The 24,013-nt window shown below is 70.8% G+C and carries 16 protein-coding genes and 3 pseudogenes; 10 read left to right on the forward strand and 9 right to left on the reverse strand.

Annotated elements, in window-relative coordinates:
• Nucleotides 1-79 precede the first annotated feature (79 nt).
• Nucleotides 80-1,906, reverse strand: a pseudogene (locus ONA70_RS01975) (immune inhibitor A domain-containing protein); the annotation flags it as partial.
• Nucleotides 1,907-2,008: 102 nt separating this feature from the next.
• Between ONA70_RS01975 and ONA70_RS01980 the strand changes: the two are divergent.
• Nucleotides 2,009-2,293: an ATP-binding protein gene (locus ONA70_RS01980; protein WP_406601127.1), complete on the forward strand. Its 285-nt coding sequence runs from the start codon at nt 2,009-2,011 to the stop codon at nt 2,291-2,293.
• A gap of 86 nt (nt 2,294-2,379) precedes the next feature.
• Nucleotides 2,380-4,383, forward strand: a complete 2,004-nt coding sequence (gene ctaD / locus ONA70_RS01985; RefSeq protein ID WP_265004566.1) for an aa3-type cytochrome oxidase subunit I — start codon at nt 2,380-2,382, stop codon at nt 4,381-4,383.
• Nucleotides 4,384-4,445: 62 nt separating this feature from the next.
• Here the strand turns inward: ctaD and ONA70_RS01990 are convergent, their stop codons facing one another.
• The 4 genes from ONA70_RS01990 to ONA70_RS02005 all read right to left on the reverse strand — a co-directional run bounded on the left by ONA70_RS01990 (nt 4,446) and on the right by ONA70_RS02005 (nt 10,386).
• Entirely contained in the window at nt 4,446-5,579 is a 1,134-nt protein-coding gene (locus ONA70_RS01990) for a SigB/SigF/SigG family RNA polymerase sigma factor (protein WP_265004567.1), read from the reverse strand.
• A 235-nt stretch (nt 5,580-5,814) separates the two neighbouring features.
• Complete coding sequence (locus ONA70_RS01995) at nt 5,815-7,227, reverse strand: hypothetical protein (RefSeq protein ID WP_265004568.1); 1,413 nt, start codon at nt 7,225-7,227, stop codon at nt 5,815-5,817.
• Nucleotides 7,228-7,508: 281 nt separating this feature from the next.
• Nucleotides 7,509-9,269: a thiamine pyrophosphate-binding protein gene (locus ONA70_RS02000; RefSeq protein ID WP_265004569.1), complete on the reverse strand. Its 1,761-nt coding sequence runs from the start codon at nt 9,267-9,269 to the stop codon at nt 7,509-7,511.
• Nucleotides 9,262-10,386, reverse strand: a complete 1,125-nt coding sequence (locus ONA70_RS02005; RefSeq protein ID WP_265004570.1) for a baeRF2 domain-containing protein — start codon at nt 10,384-10,386, stop codon at nt 9,262-9,264. The genes ONA70_RS02000 and ONA70_RS02005 overlap by 8 nt, the downstream gene beginning before the upstream one ends.
• Before the next feature lie 141 nt (nt 10,387-10,527).
• On the opposite strand from ONA70_RS02005, the gene ONA70_RS02010 reads away from it, so the two are divergent.
• Together ONA70_RS02010 and ONA70_RS02015 are read left to right on the forward strand one after the other, a co-directional pair.
• On the forward strand, nt 10,528-11,076 hold the full coding sequence (locus ONA70_RS02010) for a hypothetical protein (RefSeq protein ID WP_265004580.1): 549 nt from the start codon (nt 10,528-10,530) through the stop codon (nt 11,074-11,076).
• 148 nt (nt 11,077-11,224) lie between these two features.
• Nucleotides 11,225-12,703: a glutamate--cysteine ligase family protein gene (locus ONA70_RS02015; protein WP_265004581.1), complete on the forward strand. Its 1,479-nt coding sequence runs from the start codon at nt 11,225-11,227 to the stop codon at nt 12,701-12,703.
• Nucleotides 12,704-12,722: 19 nt separating this feature from the next.
• On the opposite strand, the gene ONA70_RS02020 is transcribed toward ONA70_RS02015, so the two are convergent.
• Nucleotides 12,723-12,965, reverse strand: coding sequence for a hypothetical protein (locus tag ONA70_RS02020; protein ID WP_406601126.1), 243 nt, complete (start codon nt 12,963-12,965; stop codon nt 12,723-12,725).
• A complete protein-coding gene (locus ONA70_RS36650) occupies nt 12,962-13,300 on the reverse strand; it encodes a hypothetical protein (protein WP_319956141.1) in 339 nt (112 codons plus the stop codon). The genes ONA70_RS02020 and ONA70_RS36650 overlap by 4 nt, the downstream gene beginning before the upstream one ends.
• Before the next feature lie 538 nt (nt 13,301-13,838).
• Between ONA70_RS36650 and ONA70_RS02025 the strand changes: the two genes are divergently transcribed.
• The 3 genes from ONA70_RS02025 (at nt 13,839) to ONA70_RS02035 (ending at nt 16,804) form a co-directional block, all read left to right on the forward strand.
• A complete protein-coding gene (locus ONA70_RS02025) occupies nt 13,839-15,197 on the forward strand; it encodes a hypothetical protein (protein WP_265004571.1) in 1,359 nt (452 codons plus the stop codon).
• A gap of 39 nt (nt 15,198-15,236) precedes the next feature.
• Nucleotides 15,237-15,716: an NUDIX domain-containing protein gene (locus ONA70_RS02030; RefSeq protein WP_265004572.1), complete on the forward strand. Its 480-nt coding sequence runs from the start codon at nt 15,237-15,239 to the stop codon at nt 15,714-15,716.
• 179 nt (nt 15,717-15,895) lie between these two features.
• Nucleotides 15,896-16,804: an HNH endonuclease gene (locus ONA70_RS02035; RefSeq protein ID WP_265004573.1), complete on the forward strand. Its 909-nt coding sequence runs from the start codon at nt 15,896-15,898 to the stop codon at nt 16,802-16,804.
• Between the two features lie 97 nt (nt 16,805-16,901).
• Here the strand turns inward: ONA70_RS02035 and treZ are convergent, their stop codons facing one another.
• Together treZ and glgX are read right to left on the reverse strand one after the other, a co-directional pair.
• Nucleotides 16,902-18,635, reverse strand: a complete 1,734-nt coding sequence (gene treZ / locus ONA70_RS02040; protein WP_265004574.1) for a malto-oligosyltrehalose trehalohydrolase — start codon at nt 18,633-18,635, stop codon at nt 16,902-16,904.
• Nucleotides 18,636-18,783: 148 nt separating this feature from the next.
• Nucleotides 18,784-20,903: pseudogene (gene glgX, locus ONA70_RS02045) on the reverse strand (glycogen debranching protein GlgX).
• A 319-nt stretch (nt 20,904-21,222) separates the two neighbouring features.
• Between glgX and ONA70_RS02050 the strand changes: the two are divergent.
• From ONA70_RS02050 to ONA70_RS02060, 3 genes and pseudogenes are all read left to right on the forward strand, one after another.
• Nucleotides 21,223-22,620 carry a glycosyltransferase family 4 protein gene (locus ONA70_RS02050; protein WP_265004575.1) on the forward strand — a complete coding sequence of 466 codons (1,398 nt, stop codon included), beginning with the start codon at nt 21,223-21,225 and terminating at the stop codon, nt 22,618-22,620.
• Between the two features lie 269 nt (nt 22,621-22,889).
• Entirely contained in the window at nt 22,890-23,546 is a 657-nt protein-coding gene (locus ONA70_RS02055) for a response regulator transcription factor (protein WP_265004576.1), read from the forward strand.
• A 121-nt stretch (nt 23,547-23,667) separates the two neighbouring features.
• Nucleotides 23,668-24,013 (forward strand): annotated as a pseudogene (locus tag ONA70_RS02060) (carboxypeptidase); the annotation flags it as partial.

Raw genomic sequence — 24,013 nt, forward strand, 5'->3', positions numbered from 1 at the left:
CCCGTCGGTGGCCGGGAAGGGCGATGCCCGGGCAGGTGACCCGCCCGGGCATCGCGTGGGTGTCGCGTTGGTCAGCGGCTCAGGAGAAGCGGACCTTCATCGAGGTGCCGTGCTGCTCCAGCACGCGGATCTTGACGCCGGCGGCCGGGAGCTTGACGCCGTGGTTCGGCAGCTCCGGGTACCAGTACTGCTTGGTGTCGTCGAACAGCGGCTGCGGGGCCTGGCCGCGGACGTACTGCGGCTGGCTGTTGATGTGCAGCGTGAACGAGTCCGCCTTCCTCAGGCTGAACGGCGCGTCGTAGACCTGGACCCGGGCCCGCCAGGGGTTGCCGGTCAGGTTGTAGATCGGCCGCGGGTGCGCGTCGATGATCATGTTCCGACCCTCACCCGGGTGCTGGAACGTGTCGTTGTCCGCCCAGCGCAGGTTCCAGTAGGAGATCAGCAGACCCGTCTGGTACGCGTAGTGGTCCACGTAGTCCGGACGCGTGTTCAGGTAACCGAAGTAGTACGGGCCGGTCTTCAGGTACTTGTCGTACGAGACGTACGACCGGTTGCCGGCGATGTAGTAGTTGTCGAAGTCGCGGGTGTAGGTCTCGGCCTGGATGCTGAAGCCGTCGAGGGTCCAGCCGGCCGCGCCTGCCTCCGCGCCGTTGGTGAGGATGGTCGCCCCGTCGGCGGTCACGGCGATCGCGTCACCGTAGAAGCCACCGGCGGAGACACCGCCGTCGGTCGTGTAGTGGAGCCGGAACTGTACGTTCTTGCCGGCGAGCGAGTTCAGCGGGATGTTGACGTCGACCCAGTCGGGCACGTCGTCGTCATTGGTGTCGCTGGACCCGGTCAGCGCGAAGCGTCCGGGGGAGATTTCCTTGAGCGCCTTGCCGCCGACCGTGCCGGGTAGCGCCGACCAGGTCTGGCCGCCGTCGGTGGAGGCCTCGAAGAAGAGGTAGTCGAAGTCAGTCTCGATGTTGAAACGACCCTTCATGGTGAACGCCGCGCTGGTCTTCCCGGTGAGGTCGATCGTCCGGGTCATCGTGGTGTTCAGGTCGTCCTCGTTGCCCGAGAAGAACTGCTTCGTACCCTCGAACGGCTTGCCGTTGTCGAAGGTGTACGTGCGCTTCGGCAGCACCACGACCGCGGCCTGCGCCTTCTCGGAGTTGTACTCCTGCGGACCCAGCTCCAGGGTGCGCTTCTGGCCGGCCTTGATGACCTCGTAGTCGAGCCAGCCGAGCTGGAGCTTGTTCCAGGCGCCGAGGTCGCCGCCCCGCTCGCCGATGCCACCGTCGTCCTTGCCACCGAGCCGGCTCTGGGCCATCAGGGTCCAGTGCTCGTTGTTGTTGTCGCCGCCGCTGGTGACGTTGTAGTCGTCCGGCAGGCCGAGGTCGTGGCCGTACTCGTGGTAGAAGACGCTCCGACCGCCGTTCTCCGGCTGGATGGTGTAGTCACCGATCCACACGCCGGTGTCGCCGATCTGGGTGCCGCCGGCCGGGAAGTTGGCCGGGCCGGTGTTGCCCTGGTCGAACGCGTACGCGTACCAGCGGTGGCTCCAGATGGCGTCCTCGCCCTGGTACGGGTCACCGTCGGCCTCGTCACCGCCGGCGTGGACGATCTGGAAGTGGTCGATGTAGCCGTCCGGCTCGTTGAAGTTGCCGTCGCCGTCGTGGTCGTACCGGTCCCACTGGTCCATCGACCTGACGTCGGCGGCGATCTGCGCGTCGGTCCTGCCGGCGGCCTTCTGGTCGGCGACCCACTGGTTGGCGGCGTCGCGGACCAGTTCCCAGGTGTTGGTGCAGACGTTGCTGCCGCAGACGGCCGGGTCGCCGGTCGGGTCGTCGTCGTCCTTCGGGTCGCCCGAGCGGCCGTAGCGGGCCTCGTTGTACCGCACCTTGACCCAGTCGGTGACCTCGCCGGCGCGGCCGTCGCGCCCCGGCTGCGGGCCCGGCTGGAGCCGGCCGCCGGGGCCTGCCGGCGGGCCCGGGAGCTGGTCACCGACGCGTGCGGCCGGTGGAACATCCCGGAGCTGGCCGGACCGGCCTCGCTGGTGCTCAGCGAGCTCGTCGGCAACGTGGTCCGGCACGCGGGCACCCCGATGCAGGTGACCCTGACCCTGCGCAAGCCGTACCTGCGGGTGGCCGTGATGGACGGCAGCCCCGCCGACGCGCGGGCCGCGACCGGGCGCGACCCGCGGGCCGAGGGCGGGCGCGGGCTGATGCTGGTCCGCGAGCTGACCCAGCGGTGGGGCAGTGCGCCGGCCGGTGCCGGAAAGGTCGTCTGGGCAATGCTACCGGCGAACTGACCGAAATTACCGCTCTCGCCTGGTTTCATGGGCAGAGGGCCGGGTAGGCGTGCCCGTCCTTTCTGTCGTACGACGGGGTGAGAGTTATGCCCAATGGGGTAGTCACGGAGCCGGCACGAGACCGGGGGCCCGCGGTCCTCGCGCCCGCTCATTTCGGGGGGTATCCCGGCCCGGTCCGAGAGGCGGTCAAGGGCAACACCCTGTGGCGGCTGCTGCGCACCACCGACGCGAAGCTGATCGGCCTGCTCTACCTGGTGACGGCGTTCGTCTTCTTCCTGATCGGCGGGGTGCTGGCCCTGCTGCTCCGCGCCGAGTTGGCCCGTCCCGGGATGCAGTTCCTCTCCCCCGAGCAGTACAACCAGGCGTTCACCATGCACGGCACGATCATGCTGCTGCTGTTCGCCACCCCGCTGGTCTTCGCCTTCGGCAACTACATCGTCCCCCTGCAGATCGGCGCTCCCGACGTCTCGTTTCCCCGGCTGAACGCCTTGGCGTACTGGCTGTTCTTCTTCGGCGGCTCGATAGTCGTCGGCAGCTTCTTCACCCCCGGCGGAGCCGCGGACTTCGGCTGGTTCGCGTACACGCCGTTGAGCACGGCGCAGCACAGCCCGGGCGTGGGTGGGAACATGTGGGTGGTCGGGCTGGTGATCTCCGGCCTCGGCACCATCCTCGGCGCGGTCAACATGATCACGACGATCATCACCCTGCGCGCTCCCGGCATGACCATGTTCCGGATGCCGATCTTCACCTGGAACATCCTGCTCACCAGCGTCCTGGTGATCTTCGTGTTCCCGCTGCTCGCCGCCGCGCTCCTGGCGCTCGGGTCGGACCGGCTCCTGCACTCGCACGTCTTCGACCCGACCACCGGCGGGCAGATGCTCTGGCAGCACCTGTTCTGGTTCTTCGGCCATCCCGAGGTCTACATCGTGGCGCTGCCGTTCTTCGGCATCGTCACCGAGATCATCCCGGTCTTCTCGCGCAAGCCGATCTTCGGGTACACCGGTCTGGTGCTCGCCACCCTGGCGATCACCGTGCTGTCGATGAGCGTCTGGGCGCACCACATGTTCGGCACCGGCCAGGTGCTGCTGCCGTTCTTCAGCATCCTCAGTTACCTGATCGCCGTGCCCACCGGGGTGAAGTTCTTCAACTGGATCGGCACCATGTGGAAGGGGCAGCTCACCTTCGAGACGCCGATGCTCTTCGCCATCGGATTCCTGGTCACCTTCCTGTTCGGCGGCCTCACCGGGGTGCTGCTGGCCAGCCCACCGGTGGACTTCCACGTCACGGACACGTACTTCGTGGTGGCGCACTTCCACTACGTGCTCTTCGGCACGATCGTGTTCGCCGCGTTCGGCGGGGCCTACTTCTGGTTCCCGAAGATGACCGGGCGACTGCTCGACGAGCGGCTCGGCAAGGCGCACTTCTGGACCATGTTCGTCGGCTTCCACACGACGTTCCTGGTCCAGCACTGGCTGGGCAACGAGGGCATGCCGCGGCGGTACGCCGACTACCTGCCCAGCGACGGCTTCACCGCGCTGAACACGGTCTCCACCATCGGCTCGTTCATCCTCGGCGCCTCCACGCTGTTCTTCATCTACAACGTCTGGAAGTCCTGGCGGTACGGCGCGCAGGTGACCGTGGACGACCCGTGGGGGTACGGCAACTCCCTGGAATGGGCCACCACCTGCCCGCCACCGCTGCGCAACTTCGACCGGCTGCCCCGGATCCGCTCCGAGCGGCCCGCCTTCGATCTCAAGTACGGTCCGCTCGTCGCCAACCTCGGCCGCGACCTGCCGCAGCGCTCCACCAAGCCGCCGCAGCATTTCACCGAGGAACTGCGCCACGTGCCGTATGTCCCAGAGGCGCCGGCCGCCGAGGGCGCGCACGGCGCCCGCGAGGCCGTCGAGTACATCCCGGCGCCGCAGTCCGGCGCCCGACCGATCGACGTGCCCGAGCCGGAGGAGGTGCTCCGGCCCAGCTTCGAGGAGACCGACGAGCCGGAGGAGACCCAGCTGGGCCCGCAGCGCAGCGAGCCGACGGACCCCCGCTGGGAGCACCCCCGAGGGCACGGGGACACCCCGGAACGCTGAGCGGGCCAAAAGGGAGGGCCGGCGCCGTCGGGCGCCGGCCCTTCCACTTCTCGTACGGTCGGTCAGTCGGCCGCCGGCAGGCCGGCGGCGGCGAGCGAGCGGCGTACCGCGGGCTGCACCCGGGTCAGCCGCAGCGGCACCCCGGTACGGGCCGCCGCGTCCCGGCCCGCCATCAGCGCGGCGATGCCGCCGGCGTCGAAGCCGCCCGCGCCGACCAGGTCGACGACCACCTCCCGGGGCTGCCCGGTCACCGCCTCCAGCATCGCCCGGCGGAGCTGGTCCGCGCCGTCCCGGTCGACCTCCCCGCCGACCTCGACCACGACCCGGTCGCCGTTCTGCTTGACCGAGATCCTCGACCGGGCCGGCTCGGTCTCGGCCGCGCCGTTCTGCCACGGCGGCGGGGCGTCGGCGAGCATCGCCTGGCGCAGCCAGGTCAGGGCGCGGGAGAGCAGCCGGGAGACGTGCATCTGGGAGATGCCGAACCGGGCCGCGATCTCGGCCTGGGTCTGGTTGCCGTAGAAGCGCATCGCCAGGATCCGCCGCTCCCGCCAGGGCAGCCGGTGCAGCAGGCCGGCGACGGTGACCCGGTCGTCGACCGACTCCAGGGCGTTGTCCGACTCGCCCACCAGGTCGCCGAACTCGGCGGAACTCTCCCCGCCGACCGGGGCGTTCAGCGAGGCCGGGCTGTAGCCGGCAGCCGACTCGAGCGCGGCGAGGATCTCCTCCTCCGGCGTCTCCAGCCGCTCGGCCAGCTCGGCGACCGAGGGAGCCCGGGACAGCTCGCTGGTCAGCGCCGCGGTCGCCTGCCCGACCTCCAGGATCAGGTCACGCAGTCGCCGGGGCACGTGCACCCCCCAGGTGCGGTCCCGGAAGTGCCGCTTGATCTCGCCGACGATGGTGATCGCCGCGTACGCGGTGAAGGAGCCCCGTTCCGGGTCGTACCGGTCGACGGCGTTGACCAGGCCGAGGCGGGCCACCTGCTCCAGGTCCTCCAGCGGTTCCCCGCGCCCCCGGTAGCGGCGGGCCAGCCGGCCGGCGAAGGGCAGCGCGAACCGGACGAGATCGTCCCGCGCCTCCTGCCGCCGCTCGGGTGGCAGCCCCTCGATCCGTGCCGCGTACGCCAGGGCCGCCGCGTCGAGGTCCTCCAGGCCCCGCTCGGTGGTTGGTGGTGTGGGTGTGGTGGTCTGTCCGAACATCCGCGCCTCCCTCAGGAAGGTGTCCCCCGCCCGGATTGGGAAGACCGGTCGTGCGCGTGGTCGGGCCACGCACCGGGCCGGAAGTTGGGTTACGTGACGGAACGCCAGGAACGCTCGACGGCTCGCCACACGGCGTCGTGGGCCGTCGCAGCGAGCGGTGTTCCCGCTCCGTAGGTACTCAATCACGGACCGTAGGATCGCGAGGATGTTTCGCCGTTGTTGGTGACCGGGGCCGTCAGGAGACCAGCAACCCCAGGTGGGCGCCCGCGTCCCGGAGGACCGCGAGGGCCTCGGCCATCCCGAGCGGCGGCGGGACCGGCAGGTCGTACGGCTGGTTGCGCAACACCTCCGTGGCACGCCGGGTCGGCACCTGGCTCACCGGATAGCCGCGCGCCGAGCCCCGGTCCAGCGCCCGCCGGCGGCGGCCGAACGCCGCGACGGCGAGCCACTGCGGCAGGCCGGCCAGGGCGGGCGAGCGGACCCCGGGCGGTTCCGGCAGCACGTCCACCGAACTGAACGGCTCGCAGCCGGCGAGCCACCACTCCACCCCCTCCACCCGCCGCCGGGTCGCGTTCTCGCACCAGTACGGCACCAGCCCGGCCCGGACCACCTGCCACGGGTCGAGCAGCCGGCCGCACTCGACCACGAGCCGGTTGCCGGTCTTGCCGGCCCGGCGCAGCCAGTGCCGGTACAGATCGGCGGTGGCGGCGCTGAGCACGTCGGGCTGCGGGACGAGCACCCGGTGCAGCGGGTGGCCTCCCCGGGTGGCCCAGGTCCGCAGGCCGTGCTCGAAACCGGACTCCACGCCGTGCTCCGCATACGCCTGGGAGCAGGAGACGTCCGGCGGGGCCCAGCCCGTTCCGTCGCCACCGGCGGACCGGAGCACCTGCCGCAGCGCGTGCGCGTCCGGGTGGAAGTCCACCGGGTCGAGGCCGCTGACCGGGGAGCCGACCTGGAAGCTGTGCCCGCGTCCCGCGTCCAGCACCGGCCAGGTGCGCGCGTCGTGCAGCAGCAGCACCGGCGCGCCGGGCACCAGGCGCTCGGCCAGGAACCGGACGTACGCCCCGGGCAGCGCGCGCCAGCGCACCGCGAGCGACACCGTAACGCCGGCCGCCGCGCCCCGGCTCGCCGGACAGTGCACCTGGCGGACGTGCACGCCGGGGTTGCCGGCCAGCAGCCGGCCGGCGAGGGCCGCGCCGTGGTCCAGCGCCGCCGCCGGACGGTCCACCGTCCCCCGCGGCCAGTGCACCGCCATCTCGAAGGTGGCCGGCAGCCAGGGCACGCCCAGGGCCACCGCGAGGTGCGCCGCCGCGCCGTGCGCCGAGCCCAGCACCACCCCGGGCCAGCGCCGGTCCGGGTACTGCTCGGTGATCCAGGCGGCCACCCGCTCGGTGTCCACCTCGGCCACCCGCTCGGGCGTCAGCGCGAGCCGGCCGGCGGCCCGCACGGCGGCGGCCCGGCGCACCGGCTCGGGCGCCCCGGTGAACCGGGCGAGCGTGCCGACCTGCCCCAGGTCGCCGCAGTCGTCGCCGCGCAGCGCCCGGACCGTCGCCGCGAGCAGGACCCGCGCGGTGCTCCCGCCCGCCACAATCCGCTCGCCGGCCAGGGTGGCACCACCGGCCGTCGACCCCACGGGCCCCTTGCGCACCGACCCCACCGCGCCTCGTTCGCTCACCACGCGCCCCGGCTTCCCGTCCCTATGGGGTCTAAACGGGGCATCCCCCCACGGGCCGGACCAACCCGCGGGTGTCCGCCGGAAGGGCGATCACCTCGCACCGGGCCCAGGGATGTCGGCTCGGACTGTCACCCCACCGGCCATGATCGACTCGAGCTGCGGCAAGTCGGGGTCTCCGCGAGCTCGGAAACCCCGACATACGGCACCTGGAGTGGATCGAGAGGGCGGTGCGGCCGCGACCCGCCGCCCGGCGGTCAGACCAGGTCCTCGGCCTCCACCGCGGTGCGACGCTGCAGCATCTGCTCGCGTACCCGGCGGGCGGCGTCCCCGTCGACGAAGAGGCCACGCAGGTCGGCCAGGGCCGGCTCCGGCGGGTCCAGCGGCACCGCCGGGTCGACCACCGCCTCCAGCACGCTGGGCCGGTCGGCGGCGAGGACCTCGTCCCAGGCCGGGCCGATTAGCTCGGGCCGGTCCACCCGGACGCCGTGCAGGCCGAGCAGCCGGGCCCAGCCGGCGTACGGCACGTCGGGGCGGCGGTGCGTCGGCGGACCGGGTGGCCGCCCGCCGCCCATCCCGGAATGGTCGCGGTTGTTCAGCACCAGCACCACCAGCCGAGGATCCCGCCACTCCTGCCAGTGGTGCGCCACGGTGATCAGCTCGGCCAGCCCGTTGAGCTGCATCGCCCCGTCGCCGAGCAGGGCGATCACCGGCTCGCCGGGCCGGGCCAGCTTGGCGGCCACCGCGTACGGCAGGGCACAGCCCATCGAGCCGAGCGTGCCGCAGAGCTGGGCCCGCACCCCCGGCGGCAGTTGCAGGTGCCGGGCGTACCAGTAGATGACCGAGCCGACGTCCACCGCGACGGCCCCCCGCGGCGGCAGCCGGCCGGCGAGTTCGTGCAGCACGAGCTGCGGGTTCACCGGCTCGGCCGGGGTGGCGGCCCGCTCGGCGGCGGCCTGCCGCCAGCGGTCCACCGAGCTCTCGACCAGGTTGCGCCACTGCTGATTGGGCCGGTCGGGCACCCGGCCGAGCAACGCCCGCAGCGTCTCCCCCGCGTCGCCCACCAGCGGCACGTCCACCGGGTAGCGGTTGCCGATCCGCCGGCCGTCGATGTCGATCTGGATGGTCCGTACCTGGCCCGGCATCGGGTACCAGTCGATCCACGGGTCGTTGGTGCCGACCAGCAGCAGGGTGTCGCAGCCGCCCATGAGCTGAGCGGCGGCCGTGGTGCCCACCTCGCCGAGCACGCCGGTGTGGAACGGCAGCCGCTCGTCCAGCACCGGCTTGCCGAGCAGCGATGTCGCCACGCCCGCGCCGAGCCGGTCGACCAGCGCGACGATCTCGTCCGCCGCGCCGTGCGCCCCCTGACCGACCAGGATCGCCACCCGCTGCCCGGTGATCAGCAACGAGGCCGCCGCGTCCAGGTCGCCCTCGTGCGGCAACACCCGGGCCAGCGGCTCCCCCGGGGTCGCCGACATCACGCCCGCTGCCTGCGGCAGCAGGTCCGGTACGGTGGCCACCTGCAACGCGTACGGCAGCACCACGCAGGTCGGGCTCCGGGTCGCCGCCGCGGTACGAAACGCCTGGTCGAGCAGGGTCGGCACCTGGCCGGCGGCCCGCCCGTAGCGGACGAACTGGTTGCAGACGTCGCCGAAGAGGCGGCTCAGCCCGATCTCCTCGTGCGCGCCGCCGAGCGGTCCGGTGACGTCCTCGCCGACGATCGCCACCACCGGCTTGCTGTCCAGCTTGGCGTCGTAGAGCCCGTTGAGCAGGTGCACCGCGCTCGGCCCCTGGGTGGCCAGGCAGACCCCGATCTCGCCGGTGAACTTGGCGTGGCCGGTCGCCATGAAAGCGGCGGTCTCCTCGTGCCGGGCGGGGATGAACTCCGGGTCCCCACCGGCGGCGTCCAGCGCGGTCACCAGCGGGGCGATCGCCGCCCCCGGGTAGCCGAACGCCCGCGGCACCCGCCACGCGCGCAGCCGCTCGACCACCAGGTCCGCCACCGTACGGTCAGCCATTGCCCCGCCCGGGGGTGCTCGCGTCGACGTACCGGAGCACCGCACCGACCCCGTCGGTGAGTTCCGGCGCCTCCTCGGGCGCGAGCACGGTGAGTTCGGCGTCGGTACCGATCAGCGCGCGCAGCAGCGCGGCGTCGGCGCGGACCCGCTGCGGGTCGGCCACCGACATCGCCTCCAGTTGCCGCGGGTCGGTGGCGATCTCGGTCGGCTCGGGGCCGACCCAGAGCTCCCCGTTGGCCGAGGCGTCGTCGACGATCAGCATGGTGTCGACCTGGTTGCGCTGCAGGGCGGACACCACCGCCTCCAGGCCGGCCCCGACGTCCTCCTGCACGCCGAACCGGTCCAGCGCGGTGCTGATCCGCTGGTCGGTGATCTCGGCGATGGTCTGTACGGTGAGGTCGTCCATCGCCATCGGGTCGGCGCCCCGGCTGCGGGAGCCGGCGTCGGTCCGCACCAGGACGTCCTGCCAGCGCTCCGGGAGCTGGGCGGCGATCACGCCGGTGGCGCGGATGTCTCCGGCCACCACCACCACGTCCGCGCCGACCTTGTCGGCCAGCTCGGCGGTGGCGGCGGCGACGTCGCCGGCGTTGTGGTGCCAGGCCTCCATGGCGGCACGCTGGTAACGGGACTGGGACCAGCCGCCCGGCTTGACCCGGCGAAGCTGGTAGCTCTCCCGTCCGACGACGTGCGCCTTCCGGGGCACCCCGCCGGCGCTGACCGCGATGGTGTCCGCCCCGATCCGGTCGGCCAGCACCCGCACCCACGCGATCTGCTCGCCGCGCTGGGCGACCAGCGGCATGGTGTGCGGCAGGGCGGACCAGGTGGCGAGGTCCCGCAGCGGCGGCGCGGAGAGGTATTCGGTCAGCACCACCCGGCCCCGGGTGGCGAAGACGGCGATGCCGTAGTCCCCCGGCATCGGGTCGTGCCGGCGGACGACGTCCTCGACCGCGTCGACGGTCACCTGGTCGGCGCCCTGCTCCAGCAGGTGTCCCTTCAGGGACCGCCAGCGCAGATCGACCGCGGGCCGCGAGTCGTGGGTGTCCCGGGAGGCGTCCAGGTACACCGAACACCACGGTCCGGGACGGTCGTAGAGCGGGCGCAGGAAGGACAGCTGCATGCTCGACCCCTTTCCAGCTCGGCCGCACGCATACCCGCGCCGCCCGGGATGTCACCTGACCGCCGGGGCACGTGACCGAAGTTCATTCACGTCGTTCAACCCGAATGGCCGATACCATCAGTGCACACAGCGGGACTCTGGGTGGTGAACATGGACACGGAGCTGCACACCCGGCGCGTCGTCCGACCGACGGAACGCATCGTCACCGGACGGTTGGTCCGGCTGATGGACGGGTACGCCCGCGAGATCCGGGTCGGGCAGCCCGTCCTGGTCGGCGTGTTGACCGCGGCCGGCGTGGCGGGGCTGCTGACGCGCCTGGTCCGCGCTCTGTTGCGCAACGGTGGCGGGGGTGCCCGACGCAGCTTCAAGGAGCTGAAGAAGGGCCCCGAGTTCCTGGTCACCCCGGTCCGGGTACGCGACACCACGGACCGGCTGGTGGAGGTGGAGCTGCACGGTCACCTGCCGCAGAGTGCCCTGCACCCCGGCGACCACGTACAGCTCACCCTGCGCCCGCAGCGCGACGCGGACCTGCCGCCCCGCATCGAGCGGATCGTCAACCTGACCACGGGGCAGTTGCTGACCCCGCGTACCGCCACGGTCTGGTCCCATCTCGGCCCACCGCTGCTGCTCCGGGCGCTCCTGGGCGCGCTGCTGGTGCTGGCGGTCGCCGCCTGCTCGGTGCTCACCTGACCTCGCCACCCCCGATGAACCGGGTCGACACGCGGGCGCGACAGGGATCACCGGGGCCACCGTTGGGTAGATAAAGGTCCATCGGGCCTTCCCCGCCTTGCCGTCGACGTGCGAGGTTAGAGAAACCAACGGTGACAGGGCGGTGACCATGGGCGAGGACGTCGGCGCGCGGACCTTCAGCCGGGAGGACCGGGCCCGCTACCGGGAGAAGGTACGGCGCTGTCTGGACGTCTTCGCGGAGATGCTGCGCGAGTCGCGCTTCGACGTGGAACGGCCGATGACCGGGCTGGAGATCGAGCTCAACCTGGTCGACGACGACGCGCAGCCGGCGATGCGCAACGCGGACGTGCTCGCCGCGGTGGCCGACCCGGCCTTCCAGACCGAGCTGGGTCAATTCAACGTGGAGATCAACGTGGCGCCCCGCCGGCTCGCCGGCACCGGCACCGCCGAGTTCGAGGAGGACGTCCGGGCCAGCCTGAACGCGGCCGAGGAGAAGGCCCGCACCGTCGACGCGCACATGGTGATGATCGGCATCCTGCCGACCCTGCGACCCGAGCACCTGACCGCCGCCACCCTGTCGGCGAATTCCCGCTACGCGCTGCTGAACGAGCAGATCTTCGCCGCCCGGGGCGAGGACCTGCCGATCTCCATCACCGGGGTGGAACGGCTGGCCATCACCGCCGACACCATCACCCCCGAGGCCGCCTGCACCAGCACCCAGTTCCACCTCCAGGTCAGCCCGGCGCAGTTCGCCGACCACTGGAACGCCGCGCAGGCCGTCGCCGGCATCCAGGTCGCGCTCGGCGCGAACTCGCCGCTCTTCTTCGGCCGCGAGCTGTGGCGGGAGACCCGCGTCCCGCTGTTCCAGCAGGCCACCGACACCCGCGCCGAGGAGATCAAGGCCCAGGGGGTACGCCCCCGGGTCTGGTTCGGCGAACGCTGGATCACCAGCGTCTTCGACCTGTTCGAGGAGAACGTGCGCTACTTCCCGGCGCTGCTGCCGGTCTGCGATCCGGAGGACCCGGCGCAGGCGCTGGCCAGCGGCGGGGTGCCGAAGCTCGCCGAACTGCGGCTGCACAACGGCACCATCTACCGGTGGAACCGCCCGGTGTACGACGTCCTGAAGGGACGCCCCCACCTGCGGGTGGAGAACCGGGTGCTGCCGGCCGGCCCGACCGTGGTCGACACCGTCGCCAACGGCGCCTTCTACTTCGGGCTGGTCCGCGCGCTCGCCGAGTCGGACCGGCCGCTGTGGTCGCAAATGTCGTTCAGCGCCGCCGAGGAGAACTTCACCGTGTGCGCCCGGCACGGCATCGACGCCCAGGTGTTCTGGCCCGGGCTGGGCTACCTGCCGGTGACCGAGCTGGTGCTGCGCCGGCTGCTGCCGCTGGCCCACCACGGGCTGGACCGGTGGGGCCTCGACCCGGACGAACGGGACCGGCTGCTCGGCATCATCGAGCAGCGCTGCCTCACCGGGCGCAACGGCGCCACCTGGCAGGTGGAGACGCTGCACCGGCTGGAGTCCGCCGACCACCTGGACCGGCCGGCGGCGCTACGCGAGGTGGTCCGCCACTACGTCGACCTGATGCACAGCAACCGCCCGGTCCACGAGTGGCCGATCCCCTGAGGGTTCAGGCCAGTCGGCGTCAGCCAGCCCGCCGTTCGCGGTCCTCCCGGGTCCATCCGAGAAAGCGGCGGTGCAACACCCCTGCCGGCGTCCACGGCATGTCCTCGGTGGCCTGGACGAGATAGGAGCCGAGGTAAAGGGCCAGCGACACCGGAGCATGGGAATACTCCGCTCGCAGCTCACGCTTCCGCGTCGGGCACGGCCAGGGCAGGCCGCAGCCTCCGCAGCTCCAGATCGGCATGACCGGGCCGTGGGTGGTCACCGCACACCATCCAGGAACCGGGCGCTGAGCGTCCGAGCCTGCCGACTGGTCGCCCACTCCACCTGCCAACACGGGTACGGAGTCAGCCGCGACCACCACGCCCGGCAACCAACACACATCCCGTCCAGCCCACGGACGTGTACCGCGAGAATCGCCTGGTCCAGTTCGTCGTTCACTCGGCTTCTCCATGCGGCCAGTGGCCCCGGTTGATTGGTATCCGGTGCCGGGCATGGCAGGGCAGCTCGCCACCGCATCGGCAGATGCGCCGCCAGTTCCGCCAGGACCAGACCGGCTGGTGCCGTCTGGCGAGGGTCAGCGCGGTCGCGAGCAGATATTCCTCGTACGAGACACGCTGGCCGCCGCCATGAAAGCCCGCTCCCTGCCGGCTCACCGGTGGTCCCTCGTCCCGCAGCCGGTGCTCTGGCCCAGCGCCATCGGCACAGTCGGCACTATCTGCCTCGGTCCGTCGTCGGACCGCCATCGGGCCATCCGGCGATCGACCGGTTCATTAGCGCTGGTCATGCCGCCACCGCCGGTCCGGAACCGCCCTTGTGGTGTCCTCCACCGGTATTCGATCCGCCTCGGCCTGCGCCAGGAGCCGCCTTTTCGCGGCCTCCCGCTCAGCCGCCTCAACCTGCTCGCCCCGGCTCACTGGTGGCTCGTCGCCCCGCATCCCCACCTCCGTCATCGCCTTCACTGAGTTCCTGATAGCGAGGGAAGCCGACTGCTCTTGGGCCGGACCAGATGGCGGGCGATGTGCGCTATTGCGCTGGACCGGCCCGGGTTGCGCGGGGTTGCGCGGGTCCCCGCACCGCCGCTCCACCACATAGACTCATCACTGCTAGTAGTCACTCGATGCCAGGAGGCATATCCGTGGTGCGGCCGATCACGAATGCGGCGTTCGAAGCGCTGCTGCACGCCGCCGACTACAGCAACGCCCATGGCGCCTTCGCCCGCCAGCTCAATCACGCGGGCCGAGTCCACGGCACCTGGCGCTATGACGCCGCCAGCGTCTACTGGTGGCTCCGGGGACGCCGACCTGCGGGGTACGTACAGGCCGCCATGGCCGAGACGTTCGCCCGCAAGCTCGGTCGCCCGGTCGCGGTCTCGGAACTCGGATTCACGACAACCCAAATCACGGCGAACGCCGCCTATCCCACCTCGATCAGTCACGCGATCAACGCCGCCGAGCAGCTTTGGACGATGCTCGCCAGGCAGATTGAATTCCGATCCGACGCGACGTACCAAGGCGACGCGGCCCTACAAGCAGCGCTCTCGTGGCGGTACGACCTGGCGGACCAGGCCGTCAGCCACAACGGCCGGCAGCATGTCACGGCTGCCGACATCGAGTCGCTAAACGTCCTCGCGGACCACTTCATCGACCTTGACCGCCGCCAAGGCGGAGGCTCCCCGCGCACGCGCGCCCTAATTGCCGACTTCCTCGTGCGTCAGGTCGTCCCCATGCTGCACGGCACCTATACCGACGGCATCGGACGTGACCTCATGCGCGCAGCCGCAAGGCTGTCCGGCCAACTCGCCTTCATGTCCTATGACGCAGGCGACCACGGCACCGCGCAGTACCACCTCACTATCGCCCTGCGGCTCGCCAAGGCCGCCGACGACCACCTCTACGGCGCTCACCTGTTAGCCAACCTCGCCACCCAGGCCGTCTACCTTGGGCATGCCCTGGACGCCGCCCGGCTCGCCGAGGCAGCCATCGACGGAGCAGGTCGTGCCCCCGCCGCCGTACGCGCCCGGCTCTACACCACCGCTGCCAGCGCATACGGCAGGTCAGGCGAAAGGCGGGCCTGTCAGACAGCGCTCACCAAAGCCCAACGCGCCATCGATCGAACGATCCCCGGCGCCAGTCCACACTGGGTCAACTACTTCAGTCCAGCCCACTTCGCCGGGACAGCGCTGAAGTGCCTGAGCGACCTGGGCCTCCACCGACAAGCCCTGCGACACGCGCCCGACGCGATCGCTCTCGCCAGCAATAACGCCCGGACGCGCGCTTTGCACACCGCCCTCATCGCCACGACCCATGCCCGTGACGGCGACATCGGCGCCGCCTGCGTCTGGGGCAGGGAACTAACACAGCACGTGCCCGAAGTGTGCTCCGCCCGCGTGTCACGCCGCGTCCGCGAACTCACCGCCGCGCTGGGCCCTCATCAAGCAGTGCCCGAGGTCAATGAGCTCCTGCACACCCTCGCCACCCCATCAGCGCAAGAGTGAGGCAGGTCAGAGTACGACGGGTCGGCTAGCGTCACCGAGGTGACGTGGACGGAGCCCACCATCTGGTACGCCAACCTGCCCGCCTTTTATGCCGCAGCAGCCGCCTTCATCACAGACCCGGCCGACAACGTCCTGCTCGTCAAACCCACCTACCGCGATCACTGGGCCTTCCCGGGCGGGTACGTGGAGGAGGACGAATATCCCCATCAGGCTTGCGCTCGTGAGGTCCAGGAAGAGCTGGGCGTGCCCGTGGCGGTGAGAGACCTGCTCGTCGTGGACTGGGCACCTCCCGCCGGACGACGTCCACGAGCGATCATCAGCTTCACCTTTGACTGCGGAAGCATCACCGGCCCAGACGGCTTCGACCTGCCCGGACAGGAGCTCGAATGCGTCGGCTTCTTTCCACCGCAAGAGGCTGAGCAGCGCCTTCCGGGCAACGTTGCCCCACGAGTGCGCGCGGCGATGCGCGCCCGAGCCCAACATGCTCCGGTGTACCTCGCCGGCGGCTGCTCTAGCTAGTCGCTCGCGCCTTCAACCGGCACAGCGACGGACAGATAGATGAGGTCGGTCGCGTCGCTAGCCTGTTCAGCGGCCTACATGTTGTCATCGCCCGCCGCGGGCGGCTCATAGCCCAACCACGGTCCTGACCGATATAGTCCACCACGTATTCAATGCCTCAAATTCCCCCGTGAGGTGAGATGAAGAACCAGAATCGGAACCGCAAGCACTGGCTGACGCACGGATACTTCCGCACGTACCAAATTTCCTCACGCCTTGCCGCCATTGCCCAGGATCCAATAGCATACATTCGGGAACTGGAGGAGCTGACCGTAGATGGAGCAGTTCTCGCATTCCTGCGAAACTGGCAGAAGGAAAGCGTAGTCCACAAGTTCGCCAAGTGGATTTCCGACGAGATATTCATTGAGGACACCTCTGGACCCTATGTGGTCGTCGACGAAGTTCTCGATGCCGGAAAGTTCGAGAGACACCGGTACTTGCCGGTGGATATCGCTCTGCAGGCGTACGGGTTCCGCAAGCATAAGCCATTTGAGGTACCACCGCCCGATGGGGAGATGGTCAGAGTACGAGACAACATAAGCCAGTGGGAAGAGTCGAGCGTTGTGGCCGATGCTTGCTATGACTACTTCATGCAAGAACTGCGATTGAGCCAGGAGTACGACGATCTACAGAGCCAAATCGCCGACGAAGTCTTCCATACGATGTTCTTCAACCGGGTAGCTCTGGCTGGACTGAACCGATGCATAGCGATGTACGTTCAAGATCTCGGCGCTGACGCTTTCAGGGAGTTCCCGGATCTCGCTTCACTGTTCGATGGTCCCGGCAGGCTTAAGCGGACTCCTCCGCCCAAATGGGTCCGTCGAGCTGTCTTCTTTCGAGAACAAGGACGCTGCGCCGCGTGTGGCATTGACCTTTCAGGATTGCTGAACGCCCTTCCAAAAGAACAGTTCGACCACATCATTCCATTGGCCTGGGGCGGGTTGAACGACATAAGCAACCTGCAGCTACTTTGCCAGTCGTGCAACGGTAAGAAGTCTGACAACATCATGCGACCTAGCAGCCAGTATCTGCGGCTCTATGAGCTTTGAGTGCTCCTCGTTCCCGTATTCAGTATCTACACCTCGGCTGGCATCGCGGCACGGTTCGTGGACGCACCACGCACACCTCGGTGGTCCACGGCGAATCTCAGAGCGCGACAACCGCCGCCGACTCGGCCGGCAGTTCGAGCCCGTCGCGCATCACGGTCACCCCGCTCTCCGTGGCGAGCAGCACGCTGCGCACCACACCCGGCAGGTTGATCCGCTGCGGCTTGCCGGCCAGGTTCGCCACCACCAGACACTCCCCCCGGCGCATCAGCAGGAACTGGTCGCCGTGCCGGACGTCGACGTGGTCGAGCCGCGGGTCGGACAGGTCGGCACGGCGTTTGCGCAGGGCGATCAGCCGCCGGTAGAAGTCGTACATCTCGCGGTGCTCGGGCTTGTCCAGCTCGGCCCAGTCGAGCCGGGAACGGACGAAGGTCTGCGGATCCTGTGGATCGGGCACCTCCCCCGGCGGCCAGCCGTGTGCGGCGAACTCCCGCTTCCGCCCGGTGGCGACCGCCACCGCCAGCTCCGGTTCCGGGTGGCTGGTGAAGAACTGCCAGGGGGTGCTGGCCGCCCACTCCTCGCCCATGAACAGCATCGGGGTGAACGGCGCGGTCATCAGCAGGGTGGCGCCGACCCGCAGCAGCCCGGCCGACAGGGTCTGGGAGATCCGGTCGCCGGTGGCCCGGTTGCCGACCTGGTCGTGGTTCTGCAGGTACGCCACGAAGCGGTGCCCGGGCGTCCGCTGCCGGTCGACCGGGCGGCCGTGGCTGCGGTTGCGGAAGCTGGACCAGGTGCCGGCGTGGAAGAACCCGCCGGTCAGCACGTCGGTCAGGCATTCGATGGAGCCGAAGTCGCCGTAGTAGCCCTGCCGTTCCCCGGTGAGCAGGGTGTGCAGCGCGTGATGCGCGTCGTCGTTCCACTGGGCGTGCAGGCCGTACCCGCCGGCCTCGCGCGGGGTGATCAGCCGGGGGTCGTTGAGGTCGGACTCGGCGATCAGCGACAGCGGTCGCCCGAGGTGGGTGGAGAGCACCTCGACCTCGACCGCGATCTTTTCCAGCAGGTGGGTCGCCCGGGAGTCCGGCATGGCGTGCACGGCGTCCAGCCGCAGCCCGTCGACGTGGTAGTCGCGCAGCCACATCAGCACGCTGTCGACGATGTAGCGGCGTACCCCGTCGGAGTGCCGGCCGTCGAGGTTGACGGTGCGGCCCCAGGGGTTGGCCCGCTCGGCGAGGTACGGCGCGAACATCGGCGCGTAGGCCCCGGAGGGCCCGAAATGGTTGTAGACGACGTCGAGGATCACCCCCAGCCCTTTGGCGTGCGCGGCGTCGACCAGGCGTTTGAGCCCGTCCGGCCCGCCGTACGGCTGGTGCGGGGCGTACCAGCAGACCCCGTCGTAGCCCCAGTTGTGCTCGCCGTTGAAGGCGTTGACCGGCAGCAACTCGATCAGGTCGACGCCGAGGTCGACCAGGTGGTCGAGGCGGCCGATGGCCGCGTCGAAGGTGCCCTCCGGGGTGAACGTGCCGACGTGCAGCTCGTAGAGGACGCTGCCGGGCAGTTGCCGGCCGGTCCAGCCCCGATCGGTCCAGTCGAACGCGGTGTGGTCGTAGAGCCGGCTCGGCCCGTGCACGCCGGCCGGCTGCCAGGCCGACCGGGGGTCGGGCAGGGCCCGCTCGTCGTCGTCGAGGAGGAACGCGTAGTCGGTGCCCGGTCCGGTCCCGGGCACCTCGACCCGCCACCAGCCGCCCCGGCCGGGACGCATGTCGTGGTCGGCGACGCCGGGCAGGCGCAGCCGAACCCGGGCGGCCTCGGGCGCCCACACCGTGAACTCGGTCATGCGGCAGCCTCCGCGGTGGGAGCCAGCAGGGCGACGGGATAGGTGCTCAACAGATCATGAAGGAGCAGCTCAGACCCACTGTAGACCCGACCGGTGAACATGTCCGTAACACCGTGAACGGAAATCGACAGCCGGGTGCCGGGCATGGTCAGACCGACCTCTTCAGGACCAGCAGCGAGCGGTCGGGTACGCAGACGCTCCCCCCCGCCTCCACCACCGTGGTCTTCGCCGGATCCGGTTCCGCGGTGCTGATGACCTGCTCCCACCGCTGCCCGAACTCCGCCGGTGGCAGGGTGAAGTCCAGCGGCGCGTCGTGCGCGTTGAACAGCAGCAGGAACGAGTCGTCCCGGTGGCGCTGGCCGTACTGGCCACGCTCCGGGATGCCGTCGCCGTTGACGAACAGGGCCACCGAGCGGCCGAAGTCGTTGCCCCAGTCCTCGCCGGTCATCTCCCGACCGTCGGGGGTGTACCAGGCCAGGTCGGGCAGGGCGGAGCCAGCGGCCCGGCCGCCCACCGGCAGCCCGGTGAAGAACCGGCGACGGCGGAACACCTGGTGCCGGTTGCGGAAGTCGGTGAGCCGGCGGACGAAGGCCAGCAGCTCCTCGTCGGCCCGCGCCCAGTCGACCCAGGCCAGTTCGCTGTCCTGGCAGTACGCGTTGTTGTTGCCGTGCTGGGTGCGGCCCAGCTCGTCGCCGTGGCCGATCATCGGCACGCCCTGGGAGAGGATCAGGGTGGCCAGGAAGTTGCGCCGCTGGCGCGCGCGCAGGGCGAGCACCCCCGGGTCGTCGGTCTCCCCCTCGACGCCGCAGTTCCACGAGCGGTTGTGGCTCTCGCCGTCCCGGTTCTCCTCGCCGTTGGCCTCGTTGTGCTTGTCGTTGTACGAGACCAGGTCGTGGAGCGTGAACCCGTCGTGGCAGGTGACGAAGTTGATGCTGTGGAACGGGCGGCGGCCGTCGTCCTGGTAGAGGTCGGCGGAGCCGGAGATCCGGGAGGCGAACTCGGCCAGGGTGGCCGGCTCGCCGCGCCAGAAGTCCCGCACGGTGTCCCGGTACTTGCCGTTCCACTCGGTCCACTGCGGCGGGAAGTTGCCCACCTGGTAGCCGCCCGGGCCGACGTCCCACGGCTCGGCGATCAGCTTGACCCGGCCGACCACCGGGTCCTGCTGGACCACCTCGAAGAACGTGGAGAGGCGGTCCACCTCGTAGAACTCGCGGGCCAGGGTGGCGGCGAGGTCGAACCGGAAGCCGTCCACGTGCATCTCGGTGACCCAGTACCGCAACGAATCCATGATCAGCTGGAGCGAGTGCGGGCTGCGCACGTTGAGGCTGTTGCCGGTGCCGGTGTAGTCGACGAAGTGGCGCCGGTCGGACTCGGAGAGCCGGTAGTAGCTCGGCGTGTCGATGCCCTTGAAGCTCAGCGACGGGCCGAGGTGGTTGCCCTCGGCGGTGTGGTTGTAGACCACGTCGAGGATGACCTCGATGCCGGCCGCGTGCAGCGCCTTGACCATGCCACGGAACTCCTGCACCTGCTGGCCGAACCGGCCGAGCGCCGAGTAGCCGTGGTGCGGGGCGAAGAAGCCAATGGTGTTGTAGCCCCAGTAGTTGCGCAGGCCCAGGTCGGCCAGGCGGTGGTCGTGCACGAACTCGTGCACCGGCATCAGCTCGACCGCGGTCACCCCGAGCCGCTTGAAGTAGTCGATCATGACGGGTGAGGCGATGGCCGCGTACGTGCCGCGCAGCTCCGCGGGGATGTCGGGGTGGCGCATGGTCAGCCCGCGCAGTGCGCCTCGTAGATCACCGAGTGGTGGTACGGGGTGCGCGGCGGCCGGTCGTTGCCCCAGTCGAAGTACGGGTTCACCACCACCGACTTGGGCATGAACGGCGCCGAGTCGGTCTCGTTCATCCGGTCCGGGTCGCCGCCCAGCTCGTAGTCGTAGACGGCCGGGTCCCAGGTGACCTCCCCGTCGACCGCCTTGGCGTACGGGTCGAGCAGGAGCTTGTGCGGGTTGCCGCGCAGCCCGTCGGCCGGGCGCCACGGCCCGTGCACCCGGTAGCCGTAGCGCTGGCCGGGCTCGATCCCCGGAAGGTAGGCGTGCCAGACGTACGCGTCGACCTCGCGCAGCTCGACCCGGCGCTCGGCGCCGGTGTCCCACTCGTCGAACAGGCAGAGCTCGATCCGCTCCGCCACCTCCGAGAAGATCGCGAAGTTGGTCCCCATCCCGTCGTAGCTGGCGCCAAGGGGGTAGCTCTCGCCCGGCCAGACCTGCATGTCGCTCCTTCAGCCCACGATCACGAGCGCACCGGACGGCCGGGCCGCCGGTGCGCACGCCGTTAATGCCCCGCCGTACGCATCGCCAATCCAGCTGTTCGGGCCGTCGCCGGAATCCACCCACCTGAGGCCGGCCGGCCCTTCGGGTGTCTTCCGTCACGAACGCCCTTTTCCACGTGCGGGTCGGCGCGGGATGCCGTTTCCTTGTTGGTGGACGCGCGCGCCCGCGCGGGTCCACTCGGCCTCTCGGCCACCTCACCACGCTTCCCACGCCGCCAGTGTCGCCGGCGCGTTCCAGCATGCATGGACGGAGATTGATGTGACCATCCTGCGGGTCGGCGAGCAGCCCGCCACCGCGACGGACCGGACCCACCGCCCCACTCTCACCTCCCGCCCCGCCATTCCGCAGCAGTCCGGCGTGCCGTCCCGGCCCCGGCGCATCCTCATGCTGTCGTGGGAGTACCCGCCGGTGCTCGTCGGTGGTCTCGGCCGCCACGTGCACGCCCTCTCCGTCGCCCTGGCCGCCGCCGGTCACGAGGTCACCGTCGTCACCCGCCACGCCGAGGGCGCGCCCCTGGAGGAGTACGCCGACGGGGTGCGGATCGTCCGCGCCGCCGAGGATCCGGTCACCTTCCCGCTCGCCACCGGCTCGCTGCTGGCCTGGACCATGGCGTTCAACCACACCCTGACCCGGGCCGCGCTGCGCGCCGCCGAGTCCGGCGGGTACGACGTCATCCACGCCCACGACTGGCTGGTCGCGCACACCGCGATGACCCTGCGCGAGCACCTGGACATCCCGCTGGTCAGCACCATCCACGCCACCGAGGCCGGCCGGCACCAGGGCTGGCTGCCCGAGGAGATGAACCGGACCATCCACGGCGTCGAGCACTGGCTGGCCGCCGAGTCCGGCCGGGTGATCGTCTGCTCCGGCTACATGCGCGACGAGGTGGCCGCGCTGTTCGACGTGCCCGGCGCGCGGGTGGACGTGGTGCCCAACGGGGTCGAGCCGCAGCGCTGGCGGGTGCCGGCGAGCGCGGTCGCCGCCGCGCGGCGCCGGTTCGCCGGGGACGGCCCGCTGGTCACCTTCGCCGGCCGGCTGGTCTACGAGAAGGGCGTGCAGCACCTGCTCGCCGGGCTCCCCCGGCTGCGGGAGCGGCACCCCGGGCTGCGCGCGGTGGTGGTCGGCGACGGGCCGTACAAGGCGACCCTGGAGGCCGAGGTGCACCGGCTCGGGCTGGGCGGCACGGTCAGCATGCCCGGGTTCCTCGGCGGCACCGACCTGCCCGCGGTGATGGCCGCCTCCGACTGTTTCGCGGTGCCGAGCATCTACGAGCCCTTCGGCATGGTCGCCCTGGAAGGCGCGGCGGCCGGCGCGCCCCTGGCCGTGTCGCGGACCGGCGGGCTGGCCGAGATCGTCGAGCCCGGCGTCACCGGCATGACCTTCGCCCCGCACGACCCGGACGGGCTCACCGAGGCGGTGCACGCGCTGCTGGCGGACCGGGACCGGGCCCAGGCGCTGGCCCGCCGTGCTCGCGCGATGGTGCACGAGCAGTACGGCTGGGCCGCCATCGCGTCCCGCACCGCCAGCACGTACGCCGCCGCCATCGCCGGCGACGCCGCGTTCACCGCCGCCCGGGCCGAGCAGCGGATGGCCCGGGGCCACGTGCTGCCCGCCCTGCCCGAGGGCAACCTGCTGGCCGCCGCCGGCCTGCGCTGAGCACCCCGAGGCGCGCCGTCGCCCTGCGGCGGCGCGCCCGGTCGGGCGCCAGCGTCGGCGCACTTTCCCGAAGTCGCCACCTCCCGCCGCGTCGAGGCAGCAACTTCGCCGAAGTTGTCGATCTCGACAGGGGCGATCGTCGGCGGGTCACCGAGACGGCTCGACCCGGGTCATCCGGTGGTCGTGATCTTCCGTCCAGGCTGGTCGTGGCCGGTGTCCATCGGGAAGACTCGCCTGGACCTGCCGGGACGAGGGCCGAGGAGACGCGCGTGCGGGTGCTTCTGGTGGAAGACGACCTGCGCGTCGCGTCCGCACTGACCTCCGCCCTGCGCCGCCGGGGCTTCGAGGTCATCGCGGCCACCACCGTCTCCGAGGCGGCCACCGCTGGTCCGGTCGACCTCGTCCTGCTCGACCTCAACCTGCCCGACCGGGACGGCCTGGAGCTGTGCCGGCGGATCCGCCGGCAGGACGAGGACGTCGCCATCATCGCGGTGACCGCCCGCTCCGAGGAGCGTGACCGGGTGGCCGGGCTGCGCGCGGGCGCCGACGACTACGTCGTGAAGCCGTTCTCGATGGCGGAGCTGCAGGCCCGGATCGAGGCGGTGCTGCGCCGCACGGCGCGCGCCGCACGGGTCGAGGAGACGCTGGAGGTCGGTGACCTGCGGGTCGACCTCAACGCCCGGCGGGTCTGGCTGTCCGGCCGGGAGGTGAGCCTGACCCGCAAGGAGTTCGAACTGCTGATGGCGTTGGCCCGGCAGGCGGGGACCGTCGTGCCCCGGGAGCGCCTGCTGATGGACGTCTGGCAGAGCACCTGGAACTCCGGGCACACCCTCGACGTCCACATGGCGGCCCTGCGCGGCAAGCTCGACGACGCCGGGCTGGTGGAGACCGTACGCGGGGTGGGCTACCGGCTCCGGGCGAGCTGACCGGTGGACTCACCCGCGCATCCTCAGATCAATCTCAAGAAATCGTCGACCGTCAACCGTCGACGGGGTGGCTGGCGTGTGCTGTCCGGACCCGTGTCATCCCACCTGTTCTGGAGCTTCCATGAGAGACAGACGGACGACGGCCATCCTCTCCGTCCTGCTCGCCGCGGCCCTCGCGGCGGTCACCGGACCCGTACCCGCGCAGGCCGCCGCCGACGAGCCGAACCAGGTTCACGGCCTCACGGTCACGCAGGGCGACGGCTACGCCACCCTCGCCTGGACCCCGGTCGAGGGCGCCACCGACTACCAGATCGAACGCACCCCGGTCGCCGCGGACGACTCGGCCACCGGCCCCGCCGTGATCACCGGCGTCTGGCGGCCGAACCGCCAGATCAACAACTCCTCGCCGACCTTCGCCGACGCGGGATTCAACCCGGGCGCCCGGTTCCAGTGGCGGGTACGCGCCC

Origin of the sequence: Micromonospora yasonensis, assembly GCF_026013475.1 — a bacterium.
Classification (GTDB): Bacteria; Actinomycetota; Actinomycetes; order Mycobacteriales; family Micromonosporaceae; genus Micromonospora; species Micromonospora yasonensis.

Coding starts and splice junctions, on each gene's coding strand:
- ONA70_RS02000 (WP_265004569.1), bottom strand. CDS start 9,269: ATGGCTGACCGTACGGTGGCGGACCTGGTGGTCGAGCGGCTGCGCGCG.
- treZ (WP_265004574.1), bottom strand. CDS start 18,635: ATGACCGAGTTCACGGTGTGGGCGCCCGAGGCCGCCCGGGTTCGGCTG.
- ONA70_RS02005 (WP_265004570.1), bottom strand. CDS start 10,386: ATGCAGCTGTCCTTCCTGCGCCCGCTCTACGACCGTCCCGGACCGTGG.
- ONA70_RS02015 (WP_265004581.1), top strand. CDS start 11,225: ATGGGCGAGGACGTCGGCGCGCGGACCTTCAGCCGGGAGGACCGGGCC.
- ONA70_RS02035 (WP_265004573.1), top strand. CDS start 15,896: ATGAAGAACCAGAATCGGAACCGCAAGCACTGGCTGACGCACGGATAC.
- ctaD (WP_265004566.1), top strand. CDS start 2,380: ATGCCCAATGGGGTAGTCACGGAGCCGGCACGAGACCGGGGGCCCGCG.
- ONA70_RS01990 (WP_265004567.1), bottom strand. CDS start 5,579: ATGTTCGGACAGACCACCACACCCACACCACCAACCACCGAGCGGGGC.